Origin of the sequence: Brevundimonas abyssalis TAR-001 (assembly GCF_000466985.1) — a bacterium.
Lineage (GTDB): Bacteria > Pseudomonadota > Alphaproteobacteria > Caulobacterales > Caulobacteraceae > Brevundimonas > Brevundimonas abyssalis.
This window is the reverse complement of record NZ_BATC01000079.1, coordinates 1-10,196: the sequence shown is the minus strand read 5'-3', so window position 1 is coordinate 10,196 and position 10,196 is coordinate 1. Positions and strand designations below refer to the sequence as shown.

The following is a 10,196-nucleotide window of genomic DNA, read 5'->3' as shown; positions in this document are numbered from 1 at the left end:
CGAACTTTTCCTTGGCCATGGCCAAAACTCCTGTGGCCCAGGTCCCGCGTCGTAAGGGAGGGGCGTGTTTGCATTCAATCAGCAGAAACTGGAGCGGGTAGACGGGATCGAACCGACATCCTCAGCTTGGAAGGCTGCTGCACTACCATTGTGCTATACCCGCGCATGGAGCGCGGGCAGGCCCGCACCCGTTTCCGACCCGAAAGCCGTCCGTCGGTCGATCCTGCAAGGGCGCGTGGTGGGGGAAGTAGGACTCGAACCTACGAAGCTTACGCAGCGGATTTACAGTCCGCCCCCTTTGCCACTCGGGACATTCCCCCGACGCGCCGCTTTCAGGACCGCCCTGCCTTCGTCCGGACAGGTCGAAATGACCCGTACGAACAAAAGCCCTCGGTGTTCCAGACAGCCTCGTATATGGGAGGCGCCGGACCCGAGGGCCGGGTGGCCCCCAAATCGGAGCGCGTCTTATAGTGTCGTCGAACCGCGAACGCAACGACCGGAAACCCAAGAAAACGCAAGGCTTCAAACCCCGGCCTGAACGGGGCTGGGCGCCGAAAAGCGACTCGACCGGGCCGAGAGATTCGGCGCCGAGGGCGCCGCGTCAGAAGGTGGAGCCGGACAATCTGATCTGGGGCCGGCACCCGGTGCTGGCCGCCCTGGCCAACCCGGCGCGCAAGGGCATGGGCCGGCTGCTGGCCACCCAGGAGCGGGCCGAGGAGCTGGCGTCCGGCGGCCTGAACCACGGCCACCAGATCGAGGTCATGGACGGCCCGACGCTGGCCCGCATGGTCCCGCCCGGCGCGGTGCATCAGGGGCTGGTGTTCAAGGTGGCGCCGCTGGAAGGGGTGACGCTGGAAGAGATCGCCGAGCCCGCGGAAGGCGTGATCGTCATGCTGGACCAGATCACCGATCCCCAGAACGTGGGCGCGGTGTTCCGCTCGGCCCTGGCGTTCGGGGCCAAGGGCATCGTGGTGCAGGACCGCCATTCGCCGGCGCTGGCCGGGGCGCTGGCGAAGGCGGCGGCGGGGGCCACCGAGCGCCTGCCCTGCGTGCGGGCCACGAATCTGAGCCGGGCGCTGGAGCGGCTGGGCGATCTGGGCTGGCGCGCAGTCGGCATGGACGGCTCGGCGGAGATGACGCTGGACGCGGCGCTGGACGCGCGGCCCACGGTCATCGTCATGGGGTCCGAAGGCGACGGCATCCGCCGCCTGGTTGCCGAGCACTGCGAGGTGCTGGCCAAGATCCCCATGCCGGGCGGCTTCGAGAGCCTGAACGTGTCCAACGCCGCGGCCATCGCACTTTATGAGGCGACGCGGGCGCAGAAGCGTCACGGCTGAAACGAGCCGTTGCGGACCGCCGGGCGGCGGGACTAGAGAGGCCGGATGTTCGAATTCTTCTCCTCCCCCGAATTCGCCAGCCAGATGGTCGCGCTCGGCCAGGTGCTGATGATCGATCTGGTGCTGGCCGGCGACAACGCCGTAGCTGTTGGGCTGGCCGCCGCCGCCCTGCCCGCGGAGCAGCGCAAGAAAGCCATCCTGATCGGCCTGGCCGCCGCGGTGGTTTTGCGCATCGGCTTCGCCCTGATCACCATCCAGCTGCTGGCCATCGTGGGCCTGCTGATGGCGGGCGGGTTCCTGCTGCTGTGGGTGTGCTGGAAGATGTGGCGCGAGCTTCAGGAGCAGCGCACCCACGACCAGGCCGAATCCACCGACGAGATGGAGAAGGCCCTGGCCGCCCATCACGGCGGCGGCGCGGCCACGCCCGAGGAAATGGGCATCAAGCGCAAGACCTTCGGCGCCGCCCTGCTGCAGATCATGATCGCCGACGTGGCCATGAGCCTGGACAATGTGCTGGCCGTGGCCGGCGCCAGCCATGACCACCCGTGGATCATGGTGTTCGGCCTGATCCTGTCGATCGCCCTGATGGGCATCGCCGCCACCTTCATCGCCCGCCTGCTGAACAAGCACCGCTGGATCGCCTACATCGGTCTGCTGATCGTGCTGTACGTGGCCCTGCACATGATCTGGGACGGCTATCGCTCGACCCTCGTGCGGCTGGGCCACACCGAGGCGCACAACGAATTCATGATCGGCTCGTGGCTGGACATCGGACCGGAGGAACAGGCCAAGCACCTGCGTCACGCGGGCGAGGCGAACGGCCACACCGCCGAGGGCCTGCCCGGCGGGGCGGAGCGGCGCGCGGCGCCTCAGCCTGAGCCAGAGCCTGCGGACCCGGTCTAGCCCTCCCCGCCCCCGAAGCGCTCGGCCCATTCGGCCACCTGGGCGTCCTCGATCTTTTTGAACAGCACCTCGGGCGCGAGACCGGGCGGCCGCGCGGCAGGACGTCCAGCAGGGCGGCGTCGGGCTCGGGCCAGGTCAGGTCGGTCTGGCCCACGGTGGCGCCGATGCGCTCGGCGGTGAACGGCAGGACCGGCGCCGAGATGCGCGCGAACAGGGCCACCAGATTGAGGCCGGTGCGCACGCCCACGGCGGCGCGGTCGCGGTCGGTCTTGAAGGCGGTCCAGGGCGCGGCTTCCTGAAGGTATTCGTTGCCCAGCACCCACAGGGCGCGCAGGGCCTGACCGGCCTTGCGGAACTCCATGGCCTCGAACTCGGCGGTCAGGGTCGCCAGCGCGGCGGTCACGTCGGCTTCGAGTTTGGCCTCCACCGGGCCGGGCTCGCCGCCGTCGGGGACCACGCCGTCGAAGCGGCTCTCGGCGAATTTGACGATGCGGTTGACGAAATTGCCCAGCACGTCGGCCAGATCCTTGTTCACCGCGCCCTGGAACTGCTCCCAGGTGAAGGCGGTGTCGGAATGCTCGGGGCCGTAGGCGGTCAGATGCCAGCGCCAGTAGTCGGCGGGCAGCAGCTCCAGCGCCTGATCCATGAACACGCCCCGGCCCTGGGAGGTTGAGAATTTGCCGCCGTACCAGTTGAGCCAGTTGAAGGCCTTGAGCTGGTCCACGGTCTTCCAGGGCTCGCCCGAGCCGAGGATGGTGGCCGGGAAGCTGACCGTGTGGAAGGCCACATTGTCCTTGCCCATGAACTGGACGTAGCGGACGTCTTCGGCCCCCTCGTCCAGACGCCACCATGAGCGCCAGTCGCCGCCGTTCGCCTGCGCCCACTCCTCGGTGGCGGCGATGTATTCGATGGGGGCGTCGAACCAGACGTAGAAGACCTTGCCCTCCAGCCCGGGGCGCGGCCCGCCGTCGGCGCCCACCACCGGCACGCCCCACTTCAGGTCGCGGGTGATGCCCCGGTCGATCAGGCCCTCGTCCAGATGCTTGTAGGCGATGGACCGGGCCAGCGGCTGCCAGCTGGGCGAGCGTTCATCGACCCAGCCGCGCACCGTGTCGGCCACCTTCGTCTGGAGCAGGTAGAGGTGGCGGGTGTCGCGCACCTCAAGGTTCCGGCTGCCGGAGACGGCCGAATAGGGATCCTTCAGGTCGGTGGGGTCCAGCAGGCGGCCGCAGTTGTCGCACTGGTCGCCGCGGGCCTTTTCATAGGCGCAGTGGGGGCAGGTGCCCTCCACATAGCGGTCGGGCAGGAAGCGGCCGTCGTCGATGGAGTAGATCATGCGATCCACCCGCTCCTCGATCAGGCCGTTGTCCTCCAGCACCTTTGCGAAATGCTGGGTCAGGCGGTGGTTGGGGGCGTTGGAGGAGCGGCCGAACACGTCGTAGCTGAGTCCGAAGGCCTCGCCCGCCGCCTTCTGGACCTGATGCTGCTCGTCGCAATAGGTCTTCACGTCCTGACCGGCGGCGGCGGCGGCCAGCTCGGCGGGCGTGCCGTGCTCGTCGGTGGCGCAGACGTAGAGCACCTCGTGGCCCTGGGCCCGCTTGAACCGCGACCACACGTCGCGGGCAGCATGGAGCCCGCCAGGTTGCCCAGATGCTTGACGCCGTTGATGTAGGGCAGAGCGAGGTGACGAGAATGCGGGCCATGGTGTCCGTACGCGGTTCGGGGAAGCGGTGGGATATAGCCGCCGGGCGCCTTCCCGCAAAGGGCGTCAGGCCGACAGCGTTTCCTGGAAGCGCACCGGGCGGCCGTGGGCCGAGCCGATCAGCTCATCGTCCTTCATGACCACGCGGCCCCGCACAATGGTGGCCATGGGCCAGCCGGTCGCCTCGAAGCCGTCGAAGGGGGTCCAGGCGGAGCGGGTGGCCATGTCGGCGTGGACGATGGTGCGCTTCGCCTTCAGGTCCACCAGGGTCAGGTCGGCGTCATAGCCCACGGCCAGACGGCCCTTGCCGGCGATGTTGAAGATGCGCTGGGCGCCCGCCGAGGTCAGGTCGATGAAGCGTTCGAGGCTCATCTTGCCGTTGGCCACATGGGTCAGCATGACCGGGACCAGGGTCTGGACCCCCGGCATGCCCGAGGGCGAGGCGGGATAGGGCCGGGCCTTCTCCTCCAGCGTATGGGGCGCGTGGTCCGAGCCCAGCACGTCCACGATCCCCTGATCGATGCCGCGCCACAGGCCCGCCACGTGCTCGGCGGAGCGGATGGGCGGGTTCATCTGGGCCAGACCCTTGAGGCGTTCGTAGGCCTCGGGGGCTTCCAGCGTCAGGTGCTGGGGCGTGACCTCGACGGTGGCCACGTCCTTGTGCTGGGCGAGATACTCGATCTCCTGCGCCGTCGTCACGTGCAGCACGTGAATGCGGCGGCCGACCTCGCGGGCCAGACCCACCAGACGGCGGGTGGACAGGATGGCGCTCTCGGCGTCGCGCACCTCCGGATGGCTGGTCCAGTCGCCGGCGCGAGCCAGACCGCGGCGCTCCTCCAGCCGGTACTCGTCCTCGGAATGGAAGGTGGCGCGGCGGGCCACGTTCCTGAGCACCTTGCGCACCCCGTCGTCGTCGGCGATCAGCAGGTCGCCGGTGGAGGCGCCCATGAACACCTTGACCCCGCAGCAGCCGGGCAGGCGCTCCAGCTCGCCCAGATGGTCGGCGTTCTCGTGGGTGCCGCCGATATAGAAGGCGTGGTCGGTCCACATGCGGTCGCGGGCGCGGTGCAGCTTGTCTTCCAGGGTGGCCGGATCGGTGGTGTTGGGATTGGTGTTCGGCATCTCGAACACGGCGACCACCCCGCCCAGGGCGGCGGCGCGCGAGCCGGTCTCCAGATCCTCTTTCCATTCCAGGCCGGGTTCGCGGAAGTGGACCTGGGTGTCGATGACGCCGGGCAGGACCGTGAGGCCCGCCGCGTCGACGATCTCTCCGGCGTCGGCCTGCGTCAGATCGCCGATGGCGGCGATCTTGCCATCCTTCACGCCCATGTCGGCGCGGCCGCGTCCGGCGTGGTTGGCCACCTCGCCACCGCGAACGATCAGGTCATAGGTGCTCATCGGCTGTCTCCGTTTCCGGCGTCCCGGCCCGCGGCTGCGCCAGCAGGTCCCGCGCCTTTTGAAGCACGGGTTCCACGGGCAGGTCCATCATGTGCTGGATGTGCTGGTTCAGGCCGGGGTCGATGACGCGGAAATCCTCCAGCGTACGGGGGCCGCGCACCGAGCGGCCCTGCCAGGGCCCCACGCGGGTCTCATCCGAGGGGCCGAACACGGCGACCGAGGGCACGCCCGCCGCCACGGCCAGCTGGGTCCACAGGGAGTCCGCGCCCAGATAGAGATCGGCCCGCGACAGGGCGGCGGCGGTCTGCAGCGGGGTCAACTTGCCCTGGGCCTCGATCACCCGGTGGCGATGCACGGCGAAGCGGATGGTGTGGGCCGCGTCACGGTCGGCCTGATCGCCGACGATCAGCAGCCGTCCGCCCGCCAGGGGGCCGCCGTCGCCCAGGAGGGCGGCCGCGACCTTGGCGAAGCGTTCGGCCGGCCAGCGCTTGCCGATCCAGTCCACGCCCGGCCCGACGGCCAGAACGGGACCGTTCACGGGACCGATCAGAGCGTCGGCGGCGGCGCGGGTCTCCTCGCCGAAAAACAGGCGCGGCGCCGGCGTCTCGTCCAACTGCAGAACGCGCGCGGCCTCGACCACCGCGTGGACCGGGTCTTCGGTCGGTTCAGGCGCGATGCGCACGGCGCGCTTCTGGCGACGCAAGCGGCCGGAGATCTGGCTGCCGCGCTGATCCACGATCAGGCCCCATTCGGTCCCGCGAAGCTGGTTCCACAGGCCGATCCAGTCCAGCCGGCCTTCGCGCTCCAGCACGATCAGGCGCTCCAGCCCCGGCAGGTCGGCGAACAGGGGCGCGGACGCTCGCGAGCCCACCACGGTGATCACCGCATTCGGCACGCTGTCGGTCAGGTACGCGAGCACGCCCGAGGACAGGATCGCGGCCTCCGCGTCCGCCTCGGCGATATACAGAATCGGGAAGGGTTTGTTCATTGCGGTGATCATAACGCGCGGGAGGACCGGTTTCGCCCTCCCCCGCCGCGACAATCGGCCTATATCCACCGTCATGAGCCTTCAGATCGCGAAACTGACCGACCGCGCCGTGGTCCGCGTCACCGGGCCGGACGCCCGGCCGTTCCTGCACAACCTGCTGACCCAGGACGTGGAGACGCTGACGCCCGGCGTCCTGCGTTACGGCGCCCTGCTGTCGCCGCCGGGGCGGATGCTGATGGACCTGTTCCTGCTGGGGCTGGAGGACGGGGTGCTGCTGGACGTCCCGGCCGACCGACGCGAGGCGCTGATGCAGCGGCTGACCCTCTACAAGCTGCGGGCGAAGGTGGAGGTCGTGGCGTCAGACGATCCGGTGTTCGCGGCGTGGGGCGGCGAGGCGGACGGCTTCACGCCCGACCCGCGCCTGCCGACCCTGGGCGGGCGGAGCTATGGCGGTGAGCAGACGGCGACCGCCAGCGAGGACGACTATGCGGTCCACCGCCTCACGCTGGGCGTGGCCGACCCGGCCCGTGATGCGCCGGACGACAAGACCTATCCCATCGAGGCCAATCTGGACCTGCTGAACGGCGTCGACTTCCGGAAGGGCTGCTTCGTGGGTCAGGAGACCACCTCGCGCATGAAGCGGCGCGGGACCATCAAGAGCCGCATGCTGCCCATCGCCTTCGACGGCCCGCCGCCGCCCTTCGGCGCCGAGGTGCTGAACGGGGAGTTGCGCGCGGGCGCGGTGCTGTCGGGCCGCGACGGCATGGCCATGGCCCTGATGCGGCTGGACCGGATGGACGGCGTCCTGACCGTGGACGGCCGTCCGGTTACGGCGCGCCCGCCGGACTGGCTGCCTGGGTGAACAGGGCGCGCAGCAGGTCGCGCTTGCGGCCCAGCTCCTGACGGGCCGCGACGCCGACGCTGATCATGTCCGTCTCCAGCTTTGACAGGGCGGCCTCCACCGAACCGTTGGCGCGGACCATCTGGGTCACATCGCCGAAGTCCTGCTCCGGGCACTGGCCGCCGAAGGCCCAGTAGCGGCGGCCGTCGTCCTCGGCCGTCTCCAGCACGCAGCGCTGATCGGGCGCCAGGGACAGCCACATGACCGCGCGGAAGTCCGCCAAGGCGCTGCCGGCGAAATCGTCATGGCCCAGAAGCCCGGCCGAGGCGGCGGTGGTGTCCACGGTCTGGAGGCCGGTGTTGACCACCACCTCGCGGGCGTCGCCGATGCGGTGCATGCCGTTGATGCGAGCCGAGATCTGCAGGGCGCGGTCACGGCGGGACGCATAGAGGGTGAAGCGTTCGCCCGTATTCATGATGCGCGGCCAGGTGTCCTGGAATTCGTCGACGGCCACATCGGGCGCGGCCATGACCACCTCGTCGAACCGGACCCGGTCGGCGCGACTGGCGATGCGGTCCAGCGCGCGCACCAGGAACCGGTTGCCCATGGAATGGGCCACCAGATGCACGCGCTCGGCGCCCGTGCGGCCGGCCACGTCGGTCAGGAAGTCGGCCACGTCCTGGATCAGGACCTCGTCCGCCGCCGTATCGGTGTCGGCGGCATAGCCGAGCAGCGAGGCCCGCGACGGCCAGGAATAGAGGATCGGGGCGCCGTCCAGATTCATGTCCACCGCCAGCTGGGCCGTGCGGATGGCCGCGCCCTCGAAGCTGGTGTTGTAGCCGTGGATGAAGACGAAGACCTCGCGCCGCTCAGTGGCGTCGACCACGGTGGATACCGTCTGGAAAAAGGCGTCCCGGCCCGCGTAGGGGGTGACGCTGTTCAAGACCATGTGGCGGTTCGGATCGGGGCGGAACTCCAGCGTCCAGATGGAGGGGCGCGGGATGGCGCCCGGCGCACGGTCGCGGGGCACGCTGACCTCGGCCACGCCGAAGCTGAGGCGATCAGCCCGGCCGCCGAACATCTCGGCGGCGGCGGCCGAGCCGGTGGAGGCGCGGTGGGTGGCCCAGTAGACATTGACCAGATCGAAGTTCGGCTCGCTGCGCAGGCGCTCCCCCTCTTCGCTGAGGCCTCCAGCCCCGCCTCGGCGCGGGCTGCGTTCAGCTCGTCCAGATAGGGCGACAGCGTCGGGTGGGCGCGGCCCAGATGGTTGCGGCGGATGCGGTAGGCGTTCTCGAACCAGGTCGCGCGCACGGCGGGATCGTCGGTCAACCGGGCCACGGCAATCATGGGGTCGGCCATGCTGAGGTGGCCCCGGCCCCGGATGCGGCTGATGGCGACGAGGGCGGCCTGGTACGCCTCCAGCGCCTCGTCCTCCAGACCGGCGTCCTCATAGGCCTGGGCCATGGCGAGGTGGAATTCGATCAGGGATTCGGGGTCGGTGGCCTGAAGCTGGTCCAGCAGGGCCTGATCGGCGGCGACGTATTGCAGGGCGGCCAGATCGCTGGTCGCCACCGCCTCGGCCGCGTCAGCCAGGGTATAGGTCTGGGCCCGGGCGTCAGGCGCGCCGAGCATCAGCGCCAGAGACGCCGCAATCACCAACCCCAGCCGCATGATCCGCTCCCCTTGTTTCGGAAGGGACAGATTGAACGCGGTTCTGCGACGGCGTCCACTTTCCAGATGTGACAGCCGGGGCCTACCCTGTCGCCATGGGCGAATCGGACAGGTCAGGTCGGTGCGGATGGTGCGGCAGCGATCCGCTCTATGTCGCCTATCACGACGAGGAATGGGGCGTGCCGGAGTACGACCCGCGCGCCCTGTGGGAGAAGCTGGTGCTGGACGGGTTCCAGGCCGGGCTGGCGTGGATCACCATCCTGAGAAAGCGCGAGACAATGCGCGCGGCCTTCGACGGGTTCGATCCGGAAAAGGTGGCCCGGTACGGCGAGGATGACCGGGCGCGGCTGCTGGCCGATCCGGGGATCATCCGCTCACGAGCCAAGATCGACGCGGCCATCGGCGGGGCGCGCATCTGGCTGGAGATGCGGGACGGCGGCGAGGATTTTTCGGCCTGGCTGTGGAGCTTCGTGGACGGGGCGCCGGTGCAGGGCGACTGGACCGATTTCCGTCAGGCGCCGACCCAGACGCCACAGTCGCAGGCCATGGCCAAGGCGCTGAAGGCGCGCGGCTTCAAATTCTGCGGGCCGGTCATCACCTATGCATTCATGCAGGCGGTGGGCATGGTCAACGATCACCAGACCCCGTGCTTTCGCCATGAGGCCGTAAAGGCTATGGCCCGCTGATGTCCCTCGGTCCCAATCTCACGCTGGAAGCCCTGTGCGCCGCGCCCGTCTGCGGCGTGGACGAGGCCGGGCGCGGGCCGTGGGCGGGGCCGGTGTCGGCGGCGGCGGTGATCCTGAACCCGGGCGATCTGCCGGACGGATTGAACGATTCCAAGGTTCTGACCGCCAAGGCTCGCGCAAGACTTGAGATCGAGATCAAGGCGCGGGCCGTGGCTTGGGGCGTCGGCTTCGCCTCGGCGCGGGAGATCGAGGACGTCAACATACTCAAGGCCACGGGTCTGGCCATGTGCCGGGCCATCGAGCAGCTGTCGGTGACGCCGGTGGTGGCTCTGGTGGACGGCAACCACCCCTTCGCCCTGCCCTGCCCGGTCAGGACGGTGGTGGGCGGCGACGGCCTGTCCCTGTCCATCGCGGCGGCCTCGATCCTGGCCAAGACGGCGCGGGATCGGGTGATGGTCGAATTGGACGGGCTGTATCCGCAGTACGGGTTCGCCGGCCACAAGGGCTACAACGCCCCGGTGCACCAGCAGGCCCTGCGCGAGCACGGCCCCTGCCCCGAACATCGCCGCACCTGGGCGCCGATCCGGGCGTGCTGGAAGAGGTTTAATCCTTCTCCCGTTGGGAGAAGAGGGAACCCGCGCACCGGAGCGGAGCGGAGGTTCTGGCGCGG

8 protein-coding genes, 2 tRNA genes and 2 pseudogenes are annotated in these 10,196 nt (G+C 69.5%); 5 read left to right on the top strand and 7 right to left on the bottom strand.

Annotated features, from left to right (window positions below):
• Window positions 1-89: 89 nt before the first annotated feature.
• Window positions 90-163, bottom strand: a tRNA-Gly gene (locus MBEBAB_RS13735).
• Between the two features lie 73 nt (window positions 164-236).
• Window positions 237-320: transfer RNA gene (locus tag MBEBAB_RS13730), tRNA-Tyr, on the bottom strand.
• Window positions 321-470: 150 nt separating this feature from the next.
• Here MBEBAB_RS13730 and rlmB point away from each other — a divergent pair.
• Window positions 471-1,337 carry a 23S rRNA (guanosine(2251)-2'-O)-methyltransferase RlmB gene (gene rlmB / locus MBEBAB_RS13725; protein WP_045319402.1) on the top strand — a complete coding sequence of 289 codons (867 nt, stop codon included), beginning with the start codon at window positions 471-473 and terminating at the stop codon, window positions 1,335-1,337.
• 45 nt (window positions 1,338-1,382) lie between these two features.
• Window positions 1,383-2,240, top strand: a complete 858-nt coding sequence (locus tag MBEBAB_RS13720) for a TerC family protein (protein WP_045319401.1) — start codon at window positions 1,383-1,385, stop codon at window positions 2,238-2,240.
• On the opposite strand, the pseudogene metG reads toward MBEBAB_RS13720, so the two are convergent.
• The 3 genes and pseudogenes from metG to MBEBAB_RS13705 all read right to left on the bottom strand — a co-directional run bounded on the left by metG (window position 2,237) and on the right by MBEBAB_RS13705 (window position 6,328).
• Window positions 2,237-3,943 (bottom strand): annotated as a pseudogene (metG, locus tag MBEBAB_RS13715) (methionine--tRNA ligase). The gene MBEBAB_RS13720 and the pseudogene metG sit on opposite strands and share 4 nt — an antisense overlap.
• Before the next feature lie 65 nt (window positions 3,944-4,008).
• Window positions 4,009-5,340: a dihydroorotase gene (locus MBEBAB_RS13710; protein WP_021698587.1), complete on the bottom strand. Its 1,332-nt coding sequence runs from the start codon at window positions 5,338-5,340 to the stop codon at window positions 4,009-4,011.
• Window positions 5,327-6,328 (bottom strand): glycosyltransferase family 9 protein, encoded by a 1,002-nt coding sequence (locus MBEBAB_RS13705; RefSeq protein WP_045319400.1) that lies wholly within the window; start codon window positions 6,326-6,328, stop codon window positions 5,327-5,329. The genes MBEBAB_RS13710 and MBEBAB_RS13705 overlap by 14 nt, the downstream gene beginning before the upstream one ends.
• A 73-nt stretch (window positions 6,329-6,401) precedes the next feature.
• Between MBEBAB_RS13705 and ygfZ the strand changes: the two genes are divergently transcribed.
• Window positions 6,402-7,190 (top strand): CAF17-like 4Fe-4S cluster assembly/insertion protein YgfZ, encoded by a 789-nt coding sequence (gene ygfZ / locus MBEBAB_RS13700; protein ID WP_021698585.1) that lies wholly within the window; start codon window positions 6,402-6,404, stop codon window positions 7,188-7,190.
• Here the strand turns inward: ygfZ and MBEBAB_RS13695 are convergent.
• Both MBEBAB_RS13695 and MBEBAB_RS16615 read right to left on the bottom strand, forming a co-directional pair.
• Window positions 7,156-8,214, bottom strand: a complete 1,059-nt coding sequence (locus MBEBAB_RS13695) for an alpha/beta hydrolase (RefSeq protein ID WP_052516819.1) — start codon at window positions 8,212-8,214, stop codon at window positions 7,156-7,158. The two genes, ygfZ and MBEBAB_RS13695, sit on opposite strands and share 35 nt — an antisense overlap.
• Window positions 8,109-8,840: a hypothetical protein gene (locus tag MBEBAB_RS16615; protein ID WP_021698583.1), complete on the bottom strand. Its 732-nt coding sequence runs from the start codon at window positions 8,838-8,840 to the stop codon at window positions 8,109-8,111. The genes MBEBAB_RS13695 and MBEBAB_RS16615 overlap by 106 nt, the downstream gene beginning before the upstream one ends.
• A 95-nt stretch (window positions 8,841-8,935) precedes the next feature.
• On the opposite strand from MBEBAB_RS16615, the gene MBEBAB_RS13685 reads away from it, so the two are divergent.
• On the top strand, window positions 8,936-9,526 hold the full coding sequence (locus MBEBAB_RS13685; RefSeq protein WP_021698582.1) for a DNA-3-methyladenine glycosylase I: 591 nt from the start codon (window positions 8,936-8,938) through the stop codon (window positions 9,524-9,526).
• Window positions 9,526-10,116, top strand: a pseudogene (rnhB, locus tag MBEBAB_RS13680) (ribonuclease HII); the annotation flags it as partial. The gene MBEBAB_RS13685 and the pseudogene rnhB, both read left to right, overlap by 1 nt.
• Window positions 10,117-10,196 lie beyond the last annotated feature (80 nt).

What these genes read in the sequence shown, in the direction of transcription:
- MBEBAB_RS13705 (WP_045319400.1), bottom strand. Translation starts at nt 6,328, where the DNA reads ATGAACAAACCCTTCCCGATTCTGTATATCGCCGAGGCGGACGCGGAG.
- MBEBAB_RS13685 (WP_021698582.1), top strand. Translation starts at nt 8,936, where the DNA reads ATGGGCGAATCGGACAGGTCAGGTCGGTGCGGATGGTGCGGCAGCGAT.
- MBEBAB_RS13710 (WP_021698587.1), bottom strand. Translation starts at nt 5,340, where the DNA reads ATGAGCACCTATGACCTGATCGTTCGCGGTGGCGAGGTGGCCAACCAC.
- ygfZ (WP_021698585.1), top strand. Translation starts at nt 6,402, where the DNA reads ATGAGCCTTCAGATCGCGAAACTGACCGACCGCGCCGTGGTCCGCGTC.
- MBEBAB_RS16615 (WP_021698583.1), bottom strand. Translation starts at nt 8,840, where the DNA reads ATGCGGCTGGGGTTGGTGATTGCGGCGTCTCTGGCGCTGATGCTCGGC.
- MBEBAB_RS13720 (WP_045319401.1), top strand. Translation starts at nt 1,383, where the DNA reads ATGTTCGAATTCTTCTCCTCCCCCGAATTCGCCAGCCAGATGGTCGCG.